The 21,956-nt window shown below is 71.7% G+C and carries 19 protein-coding genes and 1 pseudogene; 11 read left to right on the top strand and 9 right to left on the bottom strand.

Annotated elements, in window-relative coordinates; translation table 11 throughout:
* Nucleotides 1-149: 149 nt before the first annotated feature.
* From dusB to lepB, 3 genes are all read left to right on the top strand, one after another.
* Nucleotides 150-1,286: a tRNA dihydrouridine synthase DusB gene (gene dusB, locus O7626_RS25195; protein ID WP_278066307.1), complete on the top strand. Its 1,137-nt coding sequence runs from the start codon at nt 150-152 to the stop codon at nt 1,284-1,286.
* 259 nt (nt 1,287-1,545) lie between these two features.
* Complete coding sequence (locus O7626_RS25190) at nt 1,546-1,869, top strand: PadR family transcriptional regulator (protein ID WP_278063572.1); 324 nt, start codon at nt 1,546-1,548, stop codon at nt 1,867-1,869.
* A gap of 50 nt (nt 1,870-1,919) precedes the next feature.
* On the top strand, nt 1,920-2,789 hold the full coding sequence (gene lepB, locus O7626_RS25185; RefSeq protein WP_278063571.1) for a signal peptidase I: 870 nt from the start codon (nt 1,920-1,922) through the stop codon (nt 2,787-2,789).
* A 110-nt stretch (nt 2,790-2,899) separates the two neighbouring features.
* On the opposite strand, the gene O7626_RS25180 is transcribed toward lepB, so the two are convergent.
* Nucleotides 2,900-4,624, bottom strand: a complete 1,725-nt coding sequence (locus O7626_RS25180; RefSeq protein WP_278063570.1) for a beta-N-acetylhexosaminidase — start codon at nt 4,622-4,624, stop codon at nt 2,900-2,902.
* A 424-nt stretch (nt 4,625-5,048) separates the two neighbouring features.
* Here O7626_RS25180 and ppdK point away from each other — a divergent pair, with 424 nt between their 5' ends.
* From ppdK to O7626_RS25165, 3 genes and pseudogenes are all read left to right on the top strand, one after another.
* A complete protein-coding gene (gene ppdK / locus O7626_RS25175; RefSeq protein WP_278063569.1) occupies nt 5,049-7,757 on the top strand; it encodes a pyruvate, phosphate dikinase in 2,709 nt (902 codons plus the stop codon).
* A 173-nt stretch (nt 7,758-7,930) separates the two neighbouring features.
* A pseudogene (locus O7626_RS25170) lies at nt 7,931-8,132 on the top strand (deoxyguanosinetriphosphate triphosphohydrolase); the annotation flags it as partial.
* Nucleotides 8,133-8,201: 69 nt separating this feature from the next.
* Nucleotides 8,202-9,122 carry a restriction endonuclease gene (locus O7626_RS25165; protein WP_278063568.1) on the top strand — a complete coding sequence of 307 codons (921 nt, stop codon included), beginning with the start codon at nt 8,202-8,204 and terminating at the stop codon, nt 9,120-9,122.
* Nucleotides 9,123-9,250: 128 nt separating this feature from the next.
* Here the strand turns inward: O7626_RS25165 and O7626_RS25160 are convergent, their stop codons facing one another.
* The 3 genes from O7626_RS25160 to O7626_RS25150 all read right to left on the bottom strand — a co-directional run bounded on the left by O7626_RS25160 (nt 9,251) and on the right by O7626_RS25150 (nt 11,029).
* Nucleotides 9,251-9,457, bottom strand: coding sequence for a DUF397 domain-containing protein (locus O7626_RS25160; RefSeq protein ID WP_278063567.1), 207 nt, complete (start codon nt 9,455-9,457; stop codon nt 9,251-9,253).
* Between the two features lie 14 nt (nt 9,458-9,471).
* Nucleotides 9,472-10,290: a DUF5753 domain-containing protein gene (locus O7626_RS25155; protein ID WP_278063566.1), complete on the bottom strand. Its 819-nt coding sequence runs from the start codon at nt 10,288-10,290 to the stop codon at nt 9,472-9,474.
* A gap of 232 nt (nt 10,291-10,522) precedes the next feature.
* Nucleotides 10,523-11,029 (bottom strand): roadblock/LC7 domain-containing protein, encoded by a 507-nt coding sequence (locus O7626_RS25150; RefSeq protein ID WP_278063565.1) that lies wholly within the window; start codon nt 11,027-11,029, stop codon nt 10,523-10,525.
* A 444-nt stretch (nt 11,030-11,473) separates the two neighbouring features.
* Here O7626_RS25150 and O7626_RS25145 point away from each other — a divergent pair, with 444 nt between their 5' ends.
* Together O7626_RS25145 and O7626_RS25140 are read left to right on the top strand one after the other, a co-directional pair.
* Nucleotides 11,474-11,827 carry a VOC family protein gene (locus O7626_RS25145; protein ID WP_278063564.1) on the top strand — a complete coding sequence of 118 codons (354 nt, stop codon included), beginning with the start codon at nt 11,474-11,476 and terminating at the stop codon, nt 11,825-11,827.
* Between the two features lie 34 nt (nt 11,828-11,861).
* Complete coding sequence (locus O7626_RS25140) at nt 11,862-13,106, top strand: deoxyguanosinetriphosphate triphosphohydrolase (RefSeq protein ID WP_278066306.1); 1,245 nt, start codon at nt 11,862-11,864, stop codon at nt 13,104-13,106.
* A 147-nt stretch (nt 13,107-13,253) separates the two neighbouring features.
* Here O7626_RS25140 and O7626_RS25135 read toward each other — a convergent pair whose 3' ends face one another.
* From O7626_RS25135 to O7626_RS25125, 3 genes are read right to left on the bottom strand one after another with little or no spacing between them, the layout of a single operon-like run.
* Complete coding sequence (locus O7626_RS25135; protein WP_278063563.1) at nt 13,254-14,444, bottom strand: hypothetical protein; 1,191 nt, start codon at nt 14,442-14,444, stop codon at nt 13,254-13,256.
* Nucleotides 14,441-15,805: a VWA domain-containing protein gene (locus O7626_RS25130; protein WP_278063562.1), complete on the bottom strand. Its 1,365-nt coding sequence runs from the start codon at nt 15,803-15,805 to the stop codon at nt 14,441-14,443. Before O7626_RS25130 ends, O7626_RS25135 begins: the two co-directional genes overlap by 4 nt.
* Nucleotide 15,806: 1 nt before the next feature.
* Complete coding sequence (locus tag O7626_RS25125) at nt 15,807-16,199, bottom strand: hypothetical protein (RefSeq protein ID WP_278063561.1); 393 nt, start codon at nt 16,197-16,199, stop codon at nt 15,807-15,809.
* A 574-nt stretch (nt 16,200-16,773) separates the two neighbouring features.
* Between O7626_RS25125 and O7626_RS25120 the strand changes: the two genes are divergently transcribed.
* Together O7626_RS25120 and O7626_RS25115 are read left to right on the top strand one after the other, a co-directional pair.
* Nucleotides 16,774-17,469 (top strand): SDR family oxidoreductase, encoded by a 696-nt coding sequence (locus tag O7626_RS25120; RefSeq protein ID WP_278063560.1) that lies wholly within the window; start codon nt 16,774-16,776, stop codon nt 17,467-17,469.
* A 10-nt stretch (nt 17,470-17,479) separates the two neighbouring features.
* The gene (locus tag O7626_RS25115; RefSeq protein WP_278063559.1) at nt 17,480-19,087 is read left to right on the top strand and encodes an MFS transporter; all 1,608 of its coding nucleotides are present in this window, start codon (nt 17,480-17,482) and stop codon (nt 19,085-19,087) included.
* 70 nt (nt 19,088-19,157) lie between these two features.
* Here O7626_RS25115 and O7626_RS25105 read toward each other — a convergent pair whose 3' ends face one another.
* A complete protein-coding gene (locus O7626_RS25105; RefSeq protein ID WP_347404811.1) occupies nt 19,158-20,645 on the bottom strand; it encodes a cation:proton antiporter in 1,488 nt (495 codons plus the stop codon).
* 50 nt (nt 20,646-20,695) lie between these two features.
* Nucleotides 20,696-20,920 (bottom strand): potassium transporter TrkA, encoded by a 225-nt coding sequence (locus O7626_RS25100; protein ID WP_107263243.1) that lies wholly within the window; start codon nt 20,918-20,920, stop codon nt 20,696-20,698.
* Between the two features lie 154 nt (nt 20,921-21,074).
* Here O7626_RS25100 and O7626_RS25095 point away from each other — a divergent pair, with 154 nt between their 5' ends.
* Nucleotides 21,075-21,914 carry a siderophore-interacting protein gene (locus O7626_RS25095; RefSeq protein WP_278063558.1) on the top strand — a complete coding sequence of 280 codons (840 nt, stop codon included), beginning with the start codon at nt 21,075-21,077 and terminating at the stop codon, nt 21,912-21,914.
* Nucleotides 21,915-21,956 lie beyond the last annotated feature (42 nt).

Below are 21,956 nucleotides of genomic sequence, written 5' to 3'. Positions count from 1 at the left end.
GCCAGACCTCTGCCACGAGTCTGTGGATAACGTGGGGGGTTGTGTACGACGTACCGGCGGACGGGGAGTGTGCTATGGCTAAGCGGTTTGGAGGGGGCCCTTCCTATACAGAAAGCGATAAGCGGGGGCCCTTCCTTGCACCCCGCCCGCTGGAGTTGGGTGGGCATGTGGTGTGGCCGCCGGTGGTGCTCGCCCCGATGGCCGGGATCACGAATGTCGCGTTCCGGCAGCTCTGTCGGGAACAGGGCGGCGGGCTCTACGTCTGCGAGATGGTGACGACCCGGGCGCTCGTCGAGCGGAATCCGAAGACGCTCCGGATGGTCGCCTTCGGCGGTGACGAGCGACCGCGCAGCCTCCAGCTCTACGGGATCGACCCGGCGGTGACGGCGGCGGCGGTCCGGATGGTGGTCGAGGAGGACCTGGCCGACCACGTGGACCTCAACTTCGGCTGCCCGGTGCCGAAGGTCACCCGCAAGGGCGGCGGGGCGGCGCTGCCGTGGCGGCACCGGCTCTTCGCCCGGATCGTCCGGGCGGCGGTCGAGGCGGCCGCCCCGGCCGGGGTGCCGGTGACGGTCAAGATGCGCAAGGGCATCGACGACGACCACCTGACGTACGTCGAGGCGGGGCTCGCCGCCCAGGAGGCCGGGGTGGCGGCGGTCGCCCTGCACGGGCGGACGGCCGCGCAGCGGTATTCGGGTACGGCGGACTGGGATGCCATCGGCACCCTCAAGCAGGCGCTCGACGTGCCGGTACTCGGCAACGGCGATATCTGGGAGGCGGACGACGCGCTCCGGATGGTGGCGCACACCGGTGCGGACGGGGTGGTCGTCGGTCGTGGCTGCCTGGGCCGGCCGTGGCTCTTCGCCGACCTGTCGGCGGCCTTCGCCGGCAGCCTCGCACGTCGGTTGCCGGCGCTCGGCGAGGTCGCCCTGACCATGCGCCGGCACGCCGAGCTGCTCGTCGACTGGTTCGCCGGGGGCGACCGGCCGGAGACCGCCGAGCGGGACGGTTGTGTCGACTTCCGCAAGCACGTCGCCTGGTATCTGAAGGGTTTCCCGGTCGGCGGTGAGCTGCGCCGGGCGCTGGCGATGGTGAACGGCCTGGCCGAGCTCAACGACCTGCTCGGCAAGCTCGACCCGGCGGAGCCGTTTCCGGTGGAGACGCTGGGCCAGCCCCGGGGCCGGACCAACTCGCCGGGCAAGGTCTTCCTGCCGGACGGCTGGCTGGCCGACCGGGACAGCGCCGAGGTGCCGGCCGGCGCCGAGATCGCCGATTCCGGCGGCTGACCGCCGGACCTGCCGGCTGTGGCGCTCGGGCCTGTCGGGCTGTGGCGCTCGGGCCTGTCGGCCGGGCAGTACCTTGGCGAACCGGCGACTGTCGAGCTGCCCCGTCTGTGCGCCCACGATCACCTCCATCGCCTGCCCCCGGCGCAACCGGTCGACCTGGGTCGGGTCCGGAGGGGCTTGCGTCGGGTATCCGGAGGGGCTTGCGTCAGGTCTTCGGAGGGGCTTGCCGGTTGATAGTCGACATATGTAGAGTTTGAAAATGCCCCGGATACCGCACAGCTCGCCACAGACACTGCGCCTCTTCGAGGCGCTGCTCGCCGCGCCGGACCAGTGGCGGTACGGCTACGACCTCAGCAAGGAGACGGCGCTCGCCTCCGGCACGCTCTATCCGATCCTGATGCGGCTGGCCGAACAGTCCCTGCTGGAGACCCACTGGGAAGAGCCCACCACCCCGGGGCGGCCACCCCGGCACAGCTACCGGCTCACCGCCGAGGGTGCCGAACTGGCCCGTACCCGACTTGCCGGTGCGGCTCGCCGGGCGCCCTCCCCGCGTCCCGGCCCGGCCTTGGGCGGTGCCTCATGACGGCCCGGCCGATACCGGGTACGCCGGCCCGACCTGACGTTCCGACCAGCATGCGCACCCTCGCGACCGCCGATGCCGCCGATGCGGCGAGCGCCGATGCCGCCGATGCCGCCGTCCGGGAACCGCGCCTGCGGCGGATCGCCCGGGCCGTCCTGACCCGGGCGGTGCACGGGCGGGCCGAGGTGGCACCGGGCGATGCCCGAGGAGTCCGGTCCGGTGCGGCCGGAACCTGGGGTGCCGCGATCCTCGGCGAGTTCGACGAGACCTCGGGAAGCTGGGAGGCGGTGCGCTGGGCGGCCAGCGGTGTCTGGCTCTCCTGGCGGGAGCGCCGTCCCGGGCGACGGCTGTTCGTGCAGGTCGCGGCGGTGCTCTGGCCCGACAACCGCCGGCGCCGGCTGCTGGTCGCCGGAAGCGCGGCGGCGCTGCTGGGCGTACTGCTCGGCCAGTTCCTGCTGGCTGTCCGCTACGTACCCAGCATCAGCATGGAGCCGACCCTGCAGGTCGGGGACCGGGTCGTGGCGGACCGGTGGCTCGTCCGGCTGACCGGGGCGGACCGTGGCGACCTGGTGCTGCTCCGGGTCCCGGACCAGCCAGCCGGCCGAGTCGACGGAAGGGCGTTGTCCGACGGGAAGCCGGAGACCTTCGTGGTCCGGGTACTCGGACTGCCCGGAGATCAGATGTCCTGTGTGGACGGACACCTGTGGCGCAACGGTGCGCCGGTCGACGAGCCCTACCTGGCGGCCGGCAGCCGCACCGACTGCCGCCCGGTCACCGTACCGCCGGATGGTGTCTACCTGCTGGGCGACCACCGCGAGGGCGCCGCCGACTCCCGGATCTGGGGACCGGTGGATGCCGACGACGTCGTCGGCCGGGTCTTCCTGCGCACCTGGCCGGTCACCCGAGTCGGGCCGGTGCACTGACCCGAGTCGGGCCGGTGCACTGTACTGACCCGAGTCGGGCCGGTGCACCGAGCCGACGGGCCGGCCCGGCTCCAGCCGAAGCCAGCGGGTCAGCCGTCGGACGGTGCCGGTCAGGCGATCGGCACCGGCGGCTGGTCGTCGGCGGGCGGCGGGCCGCCGTCGGCAGCGGCCTGCGCCGTCGCACCAGGTGCACCCGCCGTCGATCCGCCGGCCCTGGGCTCGGGTACGACCGGAGCGCCCTTCCACGGCACGTTCGGCGAGCGGTGGAAGGTGATCCCCGCCGTGCTCCACCGCAGACCCTGGCCGGCCAGCCGCAGCCGGAAGTCGGCCCAGTCCAGCATCTCGGCAGGTGACCAGCCCAGCTCGGCGATGGCCGGCAGCCGGGGGAAGGTCATGAACTCGATGTCGGCGACGCTACGGATCGTCTCCGTCCACAGTGGTGCCTCGACCCCGAGCACCGCCTCGGCCGGCACCCCGGCCAGGTAGTTGCCGGGATCCCAGTCGTACGCGTCGCGCACCTCGACCAGCCCGGCCCAGTCCTTGCCCAGTGGGGTCGTCGAGGAGTACTTCATGTCGAGGTAGCTGCGGTTGCCGGGGGAGAGCAGCAGTTTCGCGCCGTCCCGGACCGCCGCCGCCACCGTCGGGTCCTCGTCGGTGGTGCCCCAGTACTGGACGACCCGGCCGGCGCTGGGCTCGGCGACGGCGAGCTGGTGCCAGCCGAGCACCCGCTTGCCGTGCCCGGTGACGATCCGCTGGACCCTGTTCATGAACCGGGTGTAGGCGGCCCGGTCCAGGGTGAATGCCTCGTCGCCGCCGATGTGCAGGTACCGGCCCGGGGTGAGCGCGGCGATCTCGCCGAGCACGTCGTCGACGAACCGGTAGGTCCGCTCGTTGTCCACGGCCACCGCGCTGAACCCGACGTCGGTGCCGGTGTACTCCGGCGGCGCGACACTGTCCGGGGCGAGTTCGCCGTACGCGTTAAGGGCCGCGTTGGTGTGTCCGGGCAGGTCGATCTCGGGCACCACCGTGACGTGCCGGGCGGCGGCGTACGCGACGATCTCGGCGTACTGCTCCTTGGTGTAGTAGCCGCCGGGGCCGCCGTCCACCTCGGTGGCGCCGCCGACGCTGGCCAGCCTCGGCCACGAGTCGACGGCGATCCGCCAGCCCTGGTCGTCGGTGAGGTGCAGGTGCAGGTGGTTGAGCTTGTACCGGGCCAGGTGGTCGACGAAGCGCAGCACGTGCGGTACGGCGAAGAAGTGCCGGGCCACGTCGAGCATCGCGCCCCGGTAGCCGAACCGGGGGCGGTCGTCGATCGTGCCGCCGGGGATCGCCCACGGGCCGGGCTGCCGCCGGGCCGACTCGATCTTCGCCGGCAGCAGCTGGCGCAGCGTCTGCACCCCGTAGAAGAGCCCGGCCGCGGTGCCGGCCCGGACGACCACGCCGGCGGCGCTGATTTCCAGCCGGTAGCCCTCGGTCTCCAGCAGCCGGTAGTCCTCGGGTGAACCTCCACCGGCCCTCGGCCGCCCGGACCGGTCCGGTGCCGTCCGGTCGCCGGTCAGCAGCAGGGTGATCCCGCCCGGCGGGTCGGACCGGCCGGCGGTGACCACCGGCAGCGGGTAGCCGGTGGGGCGGCGCAGCAGCTCGGCCAGCTGGCGCCCGACGGCGCCCGCCTCGGGGCCGGGACTGGTCCGGATCGTCGTGCCGGGGGTCAGGATGAACTCGACTCCGGCGGCCGGCTCGACCCGGGCGGGGGCGGGCAGCACGTCGGTGAGCCGGGGTGGAGCGTCGCCGGGGTTGCCGAGAGGGGTCCGAGAGGGAAAGGCGGTAGGTCGCACGGCAGATCTTCTCCGGGGGGAGCCGCAGGTGATTTCCGAGCAAATCTCATGAAACGTACGTTCGAAATGGCCGCGTGTCAAGGGCCGGTCACCCTGTGGTGCGAGCCCGGCTGTCGACACGTCTCAACGTCGAGGCGGTGCGGGTTCTTCCGGGCGGGGAGCCCGGCGCCGGACCCCGGGTGCCGCCGCCGGGCCCGGCTGACTGATCTTGCGCATGGGATCGTTCCCATGCAACCTCGCGAACACGGACAGGCTTCGCGAGTGTGCGGATTGTCACCGAACAGTCCCAACCCGCCCGCCGGTCGCTTAGCCTTCGCCCACCGGCAGCCGGCGGTTCCCCGCTGGTACGGGCAGCCGTCCCCTGGGTACGTACAGGGCGGCTAAAGCTTCGTTCAGTGTCGAACGGCGCACCTGGGAGGGTCCGTTGACAGCTCAGCAGACGGCGGGACAGAAGTACGTCTACGACTTCACCGAGGGCAACAAGGATCTCAAGGACCTGCTAGGTGGCAAGGGCGCGAACCTGGCCGAGATGACGAACCTCGGACTGCCCGTACCACCCGGGTTCACCATCAGCACCGAAGCCTGCCAGGCGTACCTGAGCACCGGGGACCAGCCCGACGGACTGGCCGACGAGATCGACGCGCACCTGGCCGCGCTGGAGCAGACGATGGGCAAGCGGCTCGGCGACCCGGCCGACCCCCTGCTGGTCTCGGTCCGCTCCGGGGCCAAGTTCTCGATGCCCGGGATGATGGAGACGGTGCTCAACGTCGGGCTCAACGACGCCAGCGTGGCCGGGCTGGCCGCCCAGGCCGGCGGCAACGAGCGGTTCGCCTGGGATTCCTACCGCCGGCTGATCCAGATGTTCGGCAAGACCGTCTGCGACGTGCCGGGCGAGGACTTCGAGCACGCGCTCGACGACGCCAAGCGGGCCCGGGGTACCGAGGACGACCTCGACCTCGACGCGGACGACCTGCGGGCACTCGTCGACACGTACAAGACGATTTTCCGCAAGCACACCGGGCGCGACTTCCCGCAACCGCCCCGGGAGCAGCTCGCCCTCGCCGTCAACGCGGTCTTCGCGTCGTGGAACGCCGAGCGGGCCGTGCTCTACCGCCGGCAGGAGCGGATCCCGGCCGACCTCGGCACCGCGGTCAACGTCGTGGCGATGGTCTTCGGCAACCTCGGCCCGGACTCCGGCACCGGAGTGGCGTTCACCCGCGACCCGGCCAGCGGATCGCAGGGCATCTACGGCGACTACCTGGCCAACGCCCAGGGCGAGGACGTGGTGGCCGGGATCCGCAACACCGTACCGCTGCAACAGCTCGAAGAGCTGAACAAGCCGGCGTACGACGAGTTGCTGGCCATCATGGCCAAACTGGAGGAGCACTACCGCGACCTCTGCGACATCGAGTTCACCATCGAGCGCGGCAAGCTCTGGATGCTCCAGACCCGGGTCGGCAAACGGACCGCCGCCGCCGCGTTCGTGATCGCCGCCCAGCTCGTCGACGAGGGCCTGATCGACCTGGACGAGGCGCTGCACCGGGTCAACGGCGCCCAGCTCGCCCAGCTGATGTTCCCCCGGTTCAGACTCGACGACGACCCGACCCCGCTGGCCAGGGGGATCGGCGCCTCGCCGGGGGCCGCCGTCGGCCAGGTGGTCTTCGAGGGAAAGCGGGCGGTCGAACTGGCCGAGGCCGGCGAGGACGTCATCCTGGTCCGCCGGGAGACCAACCCGGACGACCTGCCCGGCATGATCGCCTCACGCGGCATCCTCACCTCGCGCGGCGGCAAGACCAGCCACGCCGCCGTGGTGGCCCGGGGGATGGGCAAGACCTGCGTCTGCGGTGCCGACGCACTCGACGTGGACGTACGGGCCCGGAAGTTCACCGTGCACGGGCAGACCGTCGCCGAGGGGGATGTCGTCTCGATCGACGGCACCACCGGCAAGGTCTACCTCGGCGAGGTGCCGGTCTGGCCCTCCGAGGTGGTGCGCTACTTCGAGGGCAGCGTGGACGGCGAGACCACTGAAGATCCGCTGGTGGCCGCCGTACACCGGATCATGGCGCACGCCGACGCCAAGCGGCGGCTGGGCGTGCGGGCGAACGCCGACACCGGCGAGGACGCGGCCCGGGCCCGGCGGTTCGGGGCCGAGGGGATCGGTCTGTGCCGCACCGAGCACATGTTCCTCGGCGACCGGCGCGCGCTCGTCGAGCGGCTGATCCTGGCCCGCACCGACGACGAGCGGCGGGCGGCGCTTGCCGAACTGCTGCCGTTGCAGCGGGCCGACTTCGTCGAGGTCCTCCGGGCGATGGACGGCCAGCCGGTCACCGTCCGGCTGATCGACCCGCCGCTGCACGAGTTCCTGCCCTCGCTGGAGGAACTGGCCGTGCACGTCGCGGTCGCGCACGAGCGCGGCGAGGACGCCGCCCGGGACGAGGCGCTGCTCAGCGCCGTACGCCGGATGCACGAGCAGAACCCGATGCTGGGCCTGCGCGGCGTCCGGCTCGGCCTGGTCATCCCGGGCCTGTTCGCCATGCAGGTCCGGGCGATCGTCGAGGCGGCGGTGCAGCTGGCCAGGGCCGGCGGCAGCCCGAAGCCGGAGATCATGGTCCCGCTTGTCGGCGCGGTGCAGGAACTGGAGACGGTACGCACCGAAGCGGAGAAGATCATCGCGGAGGTGACCCGGGAGCAGGCCGTCGAGGTGCTGATCGGCACCATGATCGAGGTACCCCGGGCGGCACTGACCGCCGGCCAGATCGCCGAGGCCGCCGAGTTCTTCTCCTTCGGCACCAACGACCTGACCCAGATGGGCTGGGGCTTCTCCCGGGACGACGTGGAGGGCGCGTTCTTCTGGCGCTACCTGGAACTGGGCATCTTCGGCATCTCACCGTTCGAGTCGCTCGACGCCGACGGGGTCGGCCGGCTCGTCCGGATCGCCACCGACGAGGGCCGGGCGGCCCGCCCCGGGCTCAAGCTCGGGGTCTGCGGCGAGCACGGCGGCGACCCGGAGTCGGTGCACTTCTTCCACGAGGTGGGGCTGGACTACGTCTCCTGCTCGCCGTTCCGGGTGCCGGTGGCCCGGTTGGAGGCCGGCCGCGCGGTGATCGAGTCCACCGGCTCCGACAGCCGCTGACCGCCGCTACGCCGCAGACTCGTCGACCCGGTGCCGGTGGGACCAACGCCGCTCCCACCGGCGCCGGGCCGCCGCCCGTCGGTGGTCGGCCTCGACGGGCCGTTGTTGCCGTGCCTCGATGGCCGGCCGGCGTCGGTGGGCCCCGACGGGCGCGCCCCGCTGCTCGCCAGTGGTACGAGCGGCAGCGGGAGATCCTGACCGAGCTGGTGACGGCGCTGCTGGACCGGAAGCCGGACGCGCCCCGACCCGGTCTTCGGGCCACTGTGGAAGGCGGCACCGGACGACGCCGCCGGGCTGCGGATGGTGGTCGACCAGGTCGCCTCGCTCACCGACCCGAAAGCGGTCGCCTGGCACGGGCGGCTGACCATCTCCTGACAACGACCAGCGATGGCCTTGGTTCGACTCGTCACCTTGGGCCAACACGAAGGCCGCTAGTCTCTGATCGTGGCTGTTCCTGACTTTCAAACGATCATGCGCCCTGCGCTGGCAGCTCTCGAGGGCGGGAAGCCGCGCTCCCTATCGGAGATCCGAGCGTCGGTCGCTGATGCGCTCGAAGTTGACGAGGACGATCAGGCGCAGTTGCTGCCGAGTGGTAAGCAGACAACCTACTCCAACCGCATCGCGTGGGCGCTCACGCACATGACGAAGGCCGGCCTTGTGTCCAGACCGGCACGGGCACAGTACGCACTCACTCCACGTGGTGAGGAGGTTCTGGCGAAGAATCCTCAGCGGGTCGACATGACGCTGCTCTTTACCTTTCCCGAGTACCAAGCCTTCCGGACACCAAAGACATCCTCTCCGGACGATCCCGCTGATCCGGCTGACGAGGCGATTACCGCCAGTGAGATCTCACCTAGCGAGGCAGTTGGGCAACTGGTTCGGGCGGCAGACGCCGCAGTCGCCAGTGAGCTACTTGAACGGGTGCTTGCCCAGCCGCCAGCCTTCCTCGAGCGCCTCGCGCTGCGGCTCTTGCAGGCAATGGGCTACGGCGGGCGCGAGTCTTTGACCGAGCACACCGGGAAGCCCGGCGATGCAGGGCTGAATGGACTCGTTCGCCAGGACGCCCTCGGGTTGGAGTTGGTGGGCGTGCAGGCGAAGCGATATGACAAGAGCGCGACGGTGAACCGACCCGAGATTCAGGCTTTTGTGGGCGCCCTCCAGGGCGCGCAGACAAGTCGCGGGGTTTTCGTTACCACCGGACGATACAGCCCGGGGGCACGACAGTTCGCCGAGAGTGTCGCGATGCGCCTCGTGCTGATCGATGGTCTTGAGCTGACCAGGCTCATGGTCAGGTATAACGTCGGTACGTCCGTCCGCGAGACCTTCGACCTCAAGCAGGTCGATGAGGAATTCTTCGAGGAGTAGTCAGCGTTCGGCCTCACCGTCATGCGGTCGCTGACCGGGCTCGGTGGTGGATGGACGCCTGCCTAAGGCAGCCATGTGGAGCGTGGCTTGCTGGGAGCCTGTCACCGAGCGGTCGGCTCGATCGCGTGTCAGCAGCTTGGAAGGGAGTCGGTGGCAGCGGCGCGGACGAAGGTGGACCACTGAGCCGGGGAAATGAGGAGCACCGGCCCGCCCTGGTCCTTGCTGTCGCGTACGGCGACGTGGGCGGGGAGGATCGCGCACTCGACACAGTCGCCGTTATTGGTGCTGCGGCTGCTCTTGAACCAGCGGGCGGTGCTCAGATCGGGGCTGGACACGGGGACCTCCGGGGCTATTCCGCGCCGGCCAGCTCCCGGATCAGGGCGCGCGAGTCTGCCGGCGAGAGCGCGACCTGGCGCAGGTTGTCTCCCACCATGCTATAGGTCCGCACGCCGTCCGGATCCTGCACGTACATCGCCCCGTCCAGTAGTTCGGAGTAGGCGATGGGTCGGACGTGACCGAACTCCAGCACAACGAACTTGCCGATCGCGCCTGCTGCGTGCGGGCCGTCCTCGGGACGGAGAACCTGGACGGTGACGTTCGGAAGTTCGGACATGGTGACCAGGTGGACGAGCTGGGCACGCCGGGTCTCGTCGCCGTTGACGCGCAGCCGTAGCGCCGCCTCGCCGATCACCGCGTGCAGGGTCAGCGGGCTGTCCTCGTCGGTGAGCCGCCGCGCCCGTGCCTGCCGGAACGACACGAACCGTTCGGCGTGGTCGGGTCGAACGAATCCGGTGCCCAGGGTCAGCGCTTGGGCGTACGCCTCGGTCTGCAACAGGCCGGGGATCACCATGGACTCGAAGACGAACGCGCCGTCGGCGAGACCTTCGAGGCCGACGTACGTCCGGAACCAGTCGGGTACGACGTTGGCCCAGGGTGCCCACCACGATCGAGAGTCGGCGCGGCCGGCGAGTGTGGTGAGTCGGTCGATGGCCGGCTGCTGGGCGCCGCAGGCGCGCAGCACGGCGGCGATGTCGTCGGGAAACTGCTGGTAACGACCGCTCTCCATGTGACCGAGCTTCGGCTGCACGCGTTCGCCCGGCCGGCCGAGCTGATCTGGATCGACCGCCACGGTGGCCCGCAGCGATAACAGCCGAAGGCCGAGGGTCACGATGGACGCCAAAGCCGGAGCCAGCCGCCAGCAGATCCACACCGTACCGGTGCGAGTGGGCCGGCGACCGGTCGAAGATCGATTCACCAATCGGGGTTGGACCCGTCCACGCCAAGGATGATCTGGTCGAACGAGTTGCCGTCGATGCGTCGTTGTGCCCGGCTGCCGTCGCAGCCTGCACCTCGCGCACGGCGTCGACTTCTTGTTCGGGGCGGTCGGCGGCCCCGAGGTCCTACTGCCGGCCGGGGGAGCGCCGGCCGCCGGGGGAGGACCAGAGGCCGGCGGGAAGCGCGGCCATCGGAGTACGGGTGGCCAGGGGTGCGTCCGGGTCGGTGGCCGGCGGGATCGCGGTCGCCACGGTCGGCTCTCGGAGGGCGTCCCAGAGCGCGCCGAGTCGCTGGGCGGCCGGCCGGGCCTCGGCGTGCAGCCGCGCCAGGTCGGCGGCCGGGTGGACGAGGACGGTCAGGATCCCGTTCTCGCCGGCCGGATAGACGACCACACAGCCGTCGGCGCCCCGGACCACCGACTCCCGCAGCGGCCCGTCCCCGACCAGGTGGGCGAAGCGGTCACCGATGCCGAGGTTGGCGGCCGAGAGGGCGGCGACGTGATGTGGATCTGTTCCGGGCAGGTCGCCGGCGACGAGCAGCCCGTCCACGGCAGCCAGCAGGGCACCCGATATCTCCGGCACGGCGCGCCGCAACCGGTGCAGTTCGGCCAGCAGGGCGGCATCAGTGTTCACTGGTGACTCTCCTTCGGCGTTGGTCCGTGCCGCTGGACTTTGCTCGGTGCCGTCGCTTCTCCGCCGGTGGCCTCGTTGCCGGTCGACGTCGCCGGGTCCCCTCCGGGGGCGCTGCCGGTGCTCGTCCGGCCCGACCCGCCGCTCGGGTTCGGGGTGTCGAGGGGAGCGCCGCCCGCTACTCGCCGATCACCCTCGCCGTCGGTGGTTCCAGTCCGGTAACCTACCGACTCCGGCACGCTACACCGAGCAAGGTCCCGGCGTCGTCCCCGTGACGATCGGCAATCGTCCGACAACTCTCGGCTGTTCGGCGGTTGCGCGCCCAGGCGCAGGTCAACCGCGTAGTGTGTCGGAGCGTCCGACGGCGCGCGGAGCCGGGAACCCGGGCGTAACCTGATCGACACCCGAACGTCGTTTCCCCTCGTGACGAGTGACGGAGTGTGGCCCATGGGCAGCGTGTGGGAGAACCTGGTGGTCGACGCGGCCGATCCGGCCCGGCTCGCGCGCTGGTGGGCCGAGGCGCTCGGCTACCAGATCGTCAACGAGCTGCCGGACGAGGTCGAGATCCGCCGGACCCCGGAGACGCTGCCCGGCCTGGTCTTCGTGCCGGTGCCGGAGGGCAAGGAGACGAAGAACCGGCTGCACATCGACCTGCGCCCGGCCGACCAGGAGGCCGAGGTCGAGCGGCTGGTCAACATGGGCGCCCGGCACGTCGACGTCGGGCAGATGCCGGACGAGGGCTGGACGGTGCTGGCCGACCCGGAGGGCAACGAGTTCTGCGTACTCGCCCAGCGGAGTTGACGGCGGCGAGGGCGCCCGGGTGAGGATCGGTGACGTGCTCAGCCAGCCCGACGCGGAGCGCCGGGTGGCCGAGCCGGCGAAGGACAGCGGCTACGGGCGGAGCCCGTACCAGCGGGATCGTGCCCGGGTGCTGCACTCGGCGGCGTTCCGGCGGCTGGCCGCCAAGACCCAGGTGCACACCGCCGGCACCGACGACTTCCTCCGGACCCGGCTCACCCACTCGCTGGAGGTCGCCCAGATCGCCCGCGAGATGGGCGGCCGGCTCGGCTGCGACCCCGACATCGTGGACGTGGCCGGGCTGGCGCACGACCTCGGGCACCCGCCGTTCGGGCACAACGGCGAGGCCGCGCTCGACGTGCTCACCGCCGACTGCGGCGGCTTCGAGGGCAACGCGCAGACACTGCGGGTACTGACCCGGCTGGAAGCCAAGGTGTACGGCCCGGACGGCACCTCCGCCGGGCTCAACCTGACCCGGGCCGCCCTGGACGCCGTCTGCAAGTACCCGTGGCCACGCCGCCCGGGGCAGCGCAAGTTCGGGGTGTACGCCGACGACGCCGACACCTTCGACTGGCTGCGCCGGGGCGCCCCGGACGGCGACGTACGCTGCCTGGAGGCCCAGGTGATGGACTGGGCCGACGACGTGGCGTACTCGGTGCACGACGTGGAGGACGGCATCCACGGCGGCTACCTGCGGCTGCGCCTGACCCAGTTGCGGGGCGACCCGGACGAGCGGGCCGCGCTCTGCGCCGACGTCGCCGGGCGGTACTCGACCGAGTCGGCGGACTACCTGGCCGAGGTGCTGTCCGGGCTGCTCGCCGACCCGGTGCTCGCCCCGCTGCGCGAGTACGACGGCAGTCACCGGGCGCTGGCCGCGTTGAAGGCGAGCACAAGCGTGCTGACCGGGCGCTTCGTGGCGGCGGCGGTCGAGGCGACCGAGCGGCGGCACGGCACCGGCCCGCTGTGCCGGTACGCCGCCGAACTCGTCGTACCCCGGCGGATCCGCGCCGAGTGTGCGCTGCTCAAGGGGATGGCGCTGCGCTACGTGATGCGGCGTCCCGGCGCCCTCCAGTGGTACGAGCGGCAGCGGGAGATCCTGACCGAGCTGGTGACGGCGCTGCTGAACCGGGCGCCGGACGCGCTCGACCCGGTCTTCGCGCCACTGTGGAAGGCGGCGCCGGACGACGCCGCCCGGCTGCGGGTGGTGGTCGACCAGGTCGCCTCGCTCACCGACCCGGCGGCGGTCGCCTGGCACCAACGGCTCGGCTCCGGCCCCCGTTGAGCGTGCGCCGACCGCCGCGGCCCTCGGCGGGCGGCAGACGCCGCGGTCGCGTGGTCCGCTGGCCCGGCTGTGTGCACGGATGTCTGAGGTGTAAGGAAGGGCCCCTTCTTATACAAAAAGCGATAAGAAGGGGCCCTTCCTTACACCTCAGCTGAAACTGAACGTCTTCGTGACCATCAGGTCGAACTTCTCCAGCAGGTCGGCCGCGCCGGCCGAGTCCGGATCGTTCTCGTAGCTGATCGTGTACACCCGTCCGTTGGCCGGCACGACGTACCGGACGACAGCCGTGCCCACGGCGGCCCGCCCGATGATGTCCTCCTTCGCCCAGACGGCGGAGTGGCGCTTGCCGGCGACGCCGTCGACGGTGACGTCCCGGACCTCGATGTCGTCGAAGGTCTCCTCGTCGTAGGGGCCGCTGAAGGCCTGGTCGGGCTCCTGGACCCGGACCCAGGCGAGGAAGAAGAAGAAGTCGGTGCCGAGGCATCCGGGCAGCAGTTCGGGGACGTGCGCGAGCCAGAGGTCCGTCTCGCACTCCTGGGTGGACCAGTTGGGCGGGTAGCGCAGGGCGTAACCACCCCCGGTGTTCCGGTACGGCTTCCAGTCGGCGGTGGGGTCGGGGGTGGGAATCGCCACCGGGGCGGCGTCGGGCGAGCGCGGGATGGTGAACTGCTTGAGCACGGCGGTGAGATCGTCGGCGGTTTCCGGGAAGGTCGGCTCCGGTGCGCCGGTCGCCGAGGCCACCTGGGTCAGCACCGGGCGCTGCTCGGCCGGCACCTGGTAGCCAACGAACCTGAAGTCGAGGTCGAGTCCGGCTTCGCCGACCCGGTCCCGGATCGCGGCGGCCACCTTGGCGGGATCGGGGTCGCACCCGTCGACGCCGTGTCGGGAGACCACGACGATCCGGTTTCCCTTGCTGCCCCGGAAGGGGTACGGGTCGGCGAAGTCGTCGATCGCCGCGAGGATGCCGGCGAGCAGCGTCGGCTGGCCGTCGGGGGTGAGCCCGCGTACCGCCCCGGCGATCTCCGAGGCCCGGCCGGTGCCGACCTCCACCACCTGTGCGGTGTTGCCGGCGTCGGCGCAGCGACCGCCGAACCGGCGCAGCGACAGCGCGTCGTCGTCGGCGGAGTTCTGCGCCGCGGCGCCCACCGCGGCGGCGATCTCGGCGAAGTCGCCGCCCGCCGGGTCCACCGAGGTGTCGACGAGCAGCGCGGTGCGGTACTCCGGGATGGAGCGCACCACCAGGAAGGCACCGCCCCCGAGCACGGCGACGACAGCCACCGCCACGACCAGCAGGTAGCGCCGTCGACGTCCAGCCGGGCGGCCGGGGACGGTGCTCATCGGGTACTCCTCGGTGCCTTGGCGCGGAGCGCGGCCAGTGCCTCGTTCATCGCCTTCACCTCGTTGTTGTAGTCCGTGGCGACCCGCTCGAAGGCGGCGTGTTTCGGCCCCAGCGGTGTGCCGGACCGGGCGGTGCCGACCAGGTCGTCGGCGGATTTCACCACCCGTTGCTGCTGGGCGCGAAGCCGGGACGCCCGGGCGTGGATGTCCCGGGCCGTCGCGTTCTTGGCCCGACCCTGGAGGTCCTCGAACTCGGTGTCGGTGCTCGCGATGGCGGCGCGGGCCCGGTCCAGGGTGCGCTCGGCCGTGTCGAGCCGTCCGGTGCCGACCGCCGCCACCGCGCTGTTTACCTGCTCGACGGCGGGGTTGAGGATGTCGACGATCTCCTTGGCGTTGCGGAGCACCGGTTCGATGTTGGTGAACCAGTCCAGGGCCGCGTCCAGTTGCCCGGGGGTGTCGACGAACATCGGCTCCGGGGCGCCGGTGCCGGTGGCGAGTTGGGTGAGCTGCTCCTGCTGGTCGTCACGCACCTGGTAGCCGATCATCCGGAACTCGATGGCCAGGCCGGCGGCCCGGATCCGGCTGCTGATCTGCTGCTGGACGAACGCGGTGTCGCTGTCACAGGCGTCGGTGCCGTTGCGGGTCACCACGATGATCCGGTTGACCTGCTTGGCCCGCCGGGCGAAGGGCTTGGAGAAGTCGGCGACGGCCTCGACGATGCCGCGTTGCAGCGTCGCCTGGGCGCCCTGGCCGATGTTGCCGACCGCGTCGGTGATCTCCTGCCGGTTGCCGGTGCCGAAGCCGACTAGTTGGCTGGTGTTGTCCTGCGCGCCGCACTCGCCACCGAAGCGGCGCAGCGCCAGCGCGTCGCTGTCACCGGAGTTGTCGACCACCTTCCTGAGCGAGTCGGCGATGGTGGCGACGCCCTCGGCGGTGCCGGCCGCGGTCGTGTCGATCAGGAACTCGGTCTTGTAGGTCGGCGCGAACTGCGGGAGCACCCAGGTCACGGTGAGCACACCGGCACCGACGAGGACGACAAGCGCCAGGGTGCTCAGCAGGGCTATCCGGACGCTGCGGGGCAGGTTCACCCGGAACACGTTGCGCTGCCGGCCGTGGTCGCCGATCAGCACTCCCTGGGCGTGCCGCAGGATCGGGCCCGGCTGCCCCGGCAGGCTGACCCCCCGGTGCGGCCTGTCCGGCTCCGGCGGCGTGCCTGCCGGCTCGGCGTGCGTGCCGACGGGCTCGGGCTGCTTGCTGGCGGGTGCGGGCTGCGTATCGGCGGATGCGGGTTGGGTGCCGGCGGATGCGGGTGGGGTGCCGGTCGGCTCGGGCCGGGCGGCGCCCTCGGGTCGAGCTGCCATGTCAGGAGAACGTGTTGGTCTGGGTGCCGTGATCGCCCAGGTAGACACCTTGGGCGCCGCGGAGGTCCGTGGTGTAACGCGCGGCCGACTCCCCGCTGGCCGGGAAGGTCAGGGCGAGCACCCGCAGCGCCGCCTCGGCCAGGTCGCGGTCGTGACCGGCGCCGGCCGTGGTCAACTCGGCCACCAGCCGGCCGTACTGGCCGACCGGATCCGCCCGGTAGGCGTCCACGATCTCCGCGCCGGGACCGTCGTCGCCGTGGCCGCCGCCGAGCCGGCGTCGCACCAGGGCCACCAGGCCGGTGTAGGCATCCTGGACGGCCGTCGACGCGGCACCGGAGACCCCGGCCGCGGCACCGGCCACCAGAGCGGTCACCACGACGGTGATGGGATCCATCAGATCAAGCTCCTGTTGCGAAACTGGCGGAGGCGGGATTCGTGCTGCTGGCGGGGCGTTCAGCAAGGAAACGGTATGGCGGATCTGGCATTTCCCCGCACCGGGGAAGTGTCCGGGAAAGCATTCGGTTGCTGCTGCTCGTCAGGGCGGTCGTCGCCGGATGGGAATTTCCGACCAGGTCACTGGTTTATCAGTCCACTGTGGGCAGCTCAAGCGCCCTGACGCCAACCTGACAGGAGTTGTCCGAAGGTGGCAGGCTTCAGGTCGTTGGTCCGACACGGGTCGGCCGAACGGGGAATGCCGTATCGGCGGGCGGTCGAAGAATGGCGCCAGGTGAGGGTTTCGCCGCTCGGAGACCTGGCCGACGGGTCCTGGGTAGCGCGGTCGGATGGTGAATCCCGAACGAGCCGAATTCCGTGCCCGGACCGGCCCCGGTGTCCGGATTCGCCGGACCGGTCGTGGTCGATCGTGGCCGGGTCCGGCTCCGATTGGGCGATCATGGCCGCACGCGCCGGCCCCAGGTGGAAACCTCCTTGGTAGGACCGCGTCGTCGAGGTGAGAACTGGAGTGGATCATGGATTCCAGGACGTTCGTGGTGGACGGCGGCACCAGCGGGCTCGGGCTGGAGGTCGCCCGGATCCTCGCCGCCGACCACCGGGTCGTGATCCTCGGCAACGCGCCCGAGGAGGTGTCCCGGACCCGCGACGAGCTGGGCTGCGACGGCATCGTCTGCGACATGTCCCGCAGCGACCAGGTCCGGGACGCGCTGGCGGAGGTCGCCGACCGGTACGGTCCGATCGACGGCCTGGCGCACTGCGCGGCGATCTGGGCCGGCGGCCGGCTGGAGGAACTCTCCCCGGAGACGATCCGCCAGGCGGTCGAGGTGAACGTACTCGGCACGGCCTACCTCCTGCACGAGGCGCTGCTGCGGATGCGCGATCAGGGGTACGGCAACATCGTCTACGTCAGCGCGCTCGCCACCGACGTGCCCCGGCCGGGCATCCCGCTCTACCGGGCGACGAAGAGCTTCGGCACCAGCCTGGTCGAGTCGCTGGCCGAGGCGCAGGGCACGAACAGCATCAAGGTGATGGAGATCCACCCCGGGCCGATGCCCACCAGGCTCCAGGAACGGGTCGGCGCCGAGTTCCTCGACACGGTCTACGCCGAGCCGGCACAGGTGGCCACCGAGGTCGTCCGGCTGCTGCTGCTCGGTGGCGACGACCTCTACGTCTCCGGGCAGCGGGTGCTCCGCGCCGACGGGCGTTGGTGACCAGCCGGCGATGGTCAGCGCCGGGCCGGCGTCCGCCGAGCCGCCACCCTCGGCGTGGGCGCCCCTGCGGGTGGCGACCTACCGCAACCTGTGGGTGGCGATGCTTGTCGCCAACATCGGCACCTGGATGCAGACCGTCGGCGCGCAGTGGCTGCTGATCGACGAGCGGAACGCCTCCACCCTGGTCTCCCTGGTGCAGACCGCGAGTACCCTGCCGATCCTGCTGCTCGCCCTCCCGGCCGGCGCCCTGGCCGACACGCTCGACCGGCGGCGGCTGCTGATCGCCGTGCAGTTCTTCATCGTCGGGGTGGGGGTGGCGCTCACCCTGCTCACCGCGACCGGGCGGATGCCACCGGCCCTGCTGCTCACCCTCACCTTCGCCTTCGGGGTCGGGCAGGCGCTCACCCTGCCGGCCTGGGCCGCGATCATCCCCGACCTGGTGCCGCGGGACCTGTTGCGGTCCGCCTCCGGGCTCGGCTCGATAAGCGTGAACGTGGCCCGGTCGGTCGGCCCGGCGGTGGCCGGCCTGCTGATCGCCTGGACCGGGGTACCACTGGTCTTCGCCCTGAACACCGTGGCCTTCCTCTTCTTCGCGCTGACCCTGCTCCGCTGGCAGCCCGGCAACTCCCGCTCGGTCGAGGTGCCGGAACGGTTCACCGCGGCGCTCCGGGCCGGCGGCCGGTACGTCCGGCACTCGCCGATCGTGCAGCGGCTGCTCTTCCGGGCGCTGCTCTTTCTCGTCCCCGGTAGCGCGCTCTGGGCGCTGCTGCCGCTGATCGCCAACCGGCGGCTCGGCCTCGGCGCGGGCGGGTACGGCGTCCTGCTCGCCGCGCTCGGTGCCGGGGCGGTGGTCGGCGGCCTGGTGCTGCCCTGGGTCCGGTCCCGGTTCCCGCCGAACCTCTTCCTGCTGGCCGCCGGGCTGACCTACGGGGTGGCCATGCTTGTGGTGGCGCTGGTCCCGGTCGAGGCGGTGGTGCTGGTCGCCCTGGTCCCGGCCGGTCTGGCCTGGGTGACGGTACTGGCCAACCTGAACGCCGAGATGCAGCTCTTCCTCCCCGGCTGGGTACGCGCCCGCGGCCTCGCCGTCTACCAGGTGGTGTTCGCGGGCGGGCAGGCGGTCGGCGCGCTCGTCTGGGGTGTCGGTGCCGACGCGGCCGGCCTGGTCCTGGCGTTCCTCGTCGCCGCACTGCTGATGATCCTCGGCGCGCTGACCGTGCGGATGTGGCCGCTGCCGGACCTGCGGGCCGTGGAGCGGGACCCGGCGACGCACTGGCCCGACCTCGACCTGGTGCACGAGCCGGACCCGAGCGTCGGGCCGGTGATCGTGGTGCTGACCTACACGGTCCGCCGGGAGCGGCGGGAGGGGTTCGTCGCGGCGATGGAGGAGGTCCGGGCGGCGCGGCAGCGTACCGGCGCGTCACGCTGGGGGCTGTTCCGGGAGGGCGAGTCGGCGGACCTGTTCGTGGAGGTCTACGAGCTGCCCTCCTGGGACGAGCACCTGCGCCAGCACGGCGGCCGGCTGACCAAGGCGGACCAGGCCGCCGAGCTGCGGGCACTGGAGTACGCCGAGGGGATACCGCAGGTGAGCCACCTGCTGCCGGCCCAGGCCAACCCCTGACGGTGCTGACGCGGCAACCGTCACCCGGCCGGGGTTGCCAGGACTCCACCGGCTTCCTCGGGCGATGGAGTCAGGACTCCACCGGCTCCCTCGGGCCGATCGGCTCGCGCACCAGCGCGCCGTCGACGTAGCAGTACTGCCAGTCCTCGCGCGGCTCGAGCGAGCGGATCAGCGGGTGCCCGGTCTCGGAGAAGTGCGCGGTCGCGTGCCGGCCCGGCGAGTCGTCGCAGCAGCCGACCGTGCCGCAGGTCAGGCACATCCGCAGGTGCACCCACTCCTCACCGGCCTCCGCGCACTCCTGGCAGACATCTGCGTCGGTCTCGGTGATCTGGATCCGGTCGAGGTGCGTGCAGGCGGTGCTCATGGTCTCCTCGCGGACGTACCGGAAGCGGGACCGGAGCAGCTGGTCCGGGATGATCCGGGCCAGGTAGCGGGACTGCGCGGCGAACATCGGGCTGAGCACCGCCAGGACCAGTACGTAGAGCGCGACGAACGGGCCGATCCGGCCGTCCAGCCCGGCGCCCAGCGCCAGGGTGGCCAGGATCAGCGAGAACTCGCCCCGGCCCAGCATGGTCAGCCCGACGTTTGCCGCACCGCGCTGGTTGAACCCGAAGAGCCCGCCGGTGATCAGGCCGGAGCTGACGTTCATCAGGATGGTGACCCCGACCGCGATCGCCACCGGTACGGCCACCGAGCCGAACGCCCCGACGTCGATGCTCAACCCGAAGCCGACGAAGAAGACGGCGGCGAAGACGTCCCGCAGCGGCAGGACCAGTCGCTCGACCCGTTCCCGCAGGGCAGTCCGGGCGACGACGAGGCCGATCATCAGCGCCCCGATCGCGTCCGAGACGCCCACCTCGGCCGAGAGCCCGGCGACCAGCACCACCAGCCCGACCATCCCGATGGCCAGTAGTTCGTCCTCGTGGCTGCCGATCAGCGCACCGATCGCCCGGGCGCCCCACTTCGCCACCGCGACCAGCAGCAGCAGGTAGCCGAAGCTCATCCCGATGTGCAGCGCGATGTCGGCCGGGGTGGAGGCGCCGGCCAGGATCGGCGAGAGCAGCGCCAGGTAGAGGGCGAGGAAGAGGTCCTCGATCACGATGATGCCGAGGATGATCGGGGTCTCGGCGTTGGCCAGCCGGCGCAGCTCGATGAGCAGCTTGGTGGCGATCGCCGAGGAGGAGATGCCGAGCGCCCCGCCGATCACGAACGCCTCGGAGGTGCCCCAGCCGAGGGTGAAGCCGAAGACCAGGCCGGCCCCGACGTTCAGCCCGATCGCGCAGCCGGCGGCGATGAAGAGCCGCCTCCCGCTGCCGAAGACCTGGCGTACCGGGAACTCGACGCCGAGGTTGAACAGCAGCAGTACCAGGCCGATGGCGGCGAGCAGGGCCAGGTCCTCGGGATGGGCGACGAGTACCGGGCCGGGGGTGGCCGGGCCGAGCAGGATCCCGGTCAGCATGAAGAACGGCACGCTGGGCAGGCCGATCCGGCGGCCGGCCCGGGCCAGCAGGCCGGCGACCAGGACGATGGCGCCGAACCCGATCAGGTCGGCGTGCATGGGGTCTCCAATCGGGTGGCGTCGCGTCCGGCGGGGAGCCGGGGGTGGCGTCAGGCGAAGAAGGTGCCGCCGAGTACGGCGCCGACCTTGCGGGACTGCTCCTCGGAGAGTTCGACCACGGCGGTGGGCTCGTCCGAGCGGGAGGTGAAGACGTAGAGGTCGCGGGTGCCGTCCCGGCGTACCACCACCGAGACGCGGGTGCCGCCGTGCCCGAGGTCGATGTCGTAGCGCTTGCCGATGCCCGGCAGCTCCTGCACGTGTACGCCCTGGCCCATAACCTCTCCCCAGACATGGCCGTCCCCCACGGGCGGGCCGAGGGTCGGCGACCGGCCGGTCAGGGGGTGATCCGTGCCGCAAGCCTACGTCCCGGGCGGGCGGATCGACCGACCCCGGCCTGCGGGATCCGACAACTTAGGCTAGCCTAATCTAATGGCGGAAAGTTCGAACGGTACCGGAGTCCGGTATGCCACCGTACTGCGCAGGTCGTGGCTCACGCCGCACATGATCCGGGTGGTGCTCGGCGGGGACGGGCTGGCCGGGTTCGCGGCGGACACCTACGCCGACCACTACGTAAAGTTGATCTTCCCGCCGGCCGGCGTCGACTATCCCTTCCCGCTCGACCTCGACCTGGTCAGGCGCGAGCTGCCCCGCGAGCACTGGCCCCGGCTGCGCACGTACACGGTGCGGGCCTGGGACGCGGCCGCCCGGGAGCTGACCCTGGACTTCGTCTACCACGGAGACGAGGGGCTGGCCGGCCCGTGGGCGGCCGGCGCCCGCCCCGGCGACCGGGTGATGTTCCGGGGCCCCGGCGGGGCGTACGCGCCGGACCCGCTGGCCGACTGGCACCTGCTGGTCGGCGACGAGAGCGCCCTGCCGGCGATCGGCGCGGCGCTGGAGCGGCTGCCGCACGGCGTACCCGCCCGGGTCTTCGTCGAGGTCGCCGGCCCGGCCGAGGAGCAGCACCTGGAGACCAAGGCGGACGCCGAGATCGTCTGGGTGCACCGGGCCGGCCGGGTCGTCGGCGAGGCCCTGGTCGAGGCGGTACGCGCGGCCACCTTCCCGCCGGGCGGGATGCACGCCTTCGTGCACGGCGAGGCGTACTTCGTCCGCGAGCTGCGCCGGATGCTCCGCGCCGAGCTGCGGGTGCCGAAGGAACGGCTCTCCGTCTCCGGCTACTGGCGGCGCGGCGACGACGACGAGAGCTGGCGCTCGGCCAAGGCCGACTGGAACCGGCAGGTCGAGGCCGAGGAGTCCGCGACGGTCGGCTGAGCCCCTCCCGGCGCACCGCCACCCCTTCGCCGTGCGCGTCGG

This window comes from Micromonospora sp. WMMD1102 (genome assembly GCF_029626265.1).
GTDB lineage: Bacteria > Actinomycetota > Actinomycetes > Mycobacteriales > Micromonosporaceae > Plantactinospora.
Note: the sequence above shows the minus strand (reverse complement) of the source record. Positions and strands in the feature narration are given on the sequence as shown.

Coding starts and splice junctions, on each gene's coding strand:
- O7626_RS25105 (WP_347404811.1), bottom strand. CDS start 20,645: ATGCACGCCGACCTGATCGGGTTCGGCGCCATCGTCCTGGTCGCCGGC.
- O7626_RS25115 (WP_278063559.1), top strand. CDS start 17,480: ATGGTCAGCGCCGGGCCGGCGTCCGCCGAGCCGCCACCCTCGGCGTGG.
- O7626_RS25120 (WP_278063560.1), top strand. CDS start 16,774: ATGGATTCCAGGACGTTCGTGGTGGACGGCGGCACCAGCGGGCTCGGG.
- O7626_RS25095 (WP_278063558.1), top strand. CDS start 21,075: ATGGCGGAAAGTTCGAACGGTACCGGAGTCCGGTATGCCACCGTACTG.
- lepB (WP_278063571.1), top strand. CDS start 1,920: ATGCGCACCCTCGCGACCGCCGATGCCGCCGATGCGGCGAGCGCCGAT.
- O7626_RS25145 (WP_278063564.1), top strand. CDS start 11,474: ATGGGCAGCGTGTGGGAGAACCTGGTGGTCGACGCGGCCGATCCGGCC.
- O7626_RS25125 (WP_278063561.1), bottom strand. CDS start 16,199: ATGGATCCCATCACCGTCGTGGTGACCGCTCTGGTGGCCGGTGCCGCG.
- O7626_RS25130 (WP_278063562.1), bottom strand. CDS start 15,805: ATGGCAGCTCGACCCGAGGGCGCCGCCCGGCCCGAGCCGACCGGCACC.
- O7626_RS25190 (WP_278063572.1), top strand. CDS start 1,546: ATGCCCCGGATACCGCACAGCTCGCCACAGACACTGCGCCTCTTCGAG.
- O7626_RS25100 (WP_107263243.1), bottom strand. CDS start 20,920: ATGGGCCAGGGCGTACACGTGCAGGAGCTGCCGGGCATCGGCAAGCGC.
- O7626_RS25135 (WP_278063563.1), bottom strand. CDS start 14,444: ATGAGCACCGTCCCCGGCCGCCCGGCTGGACGTCGACGGCGCTACCTG.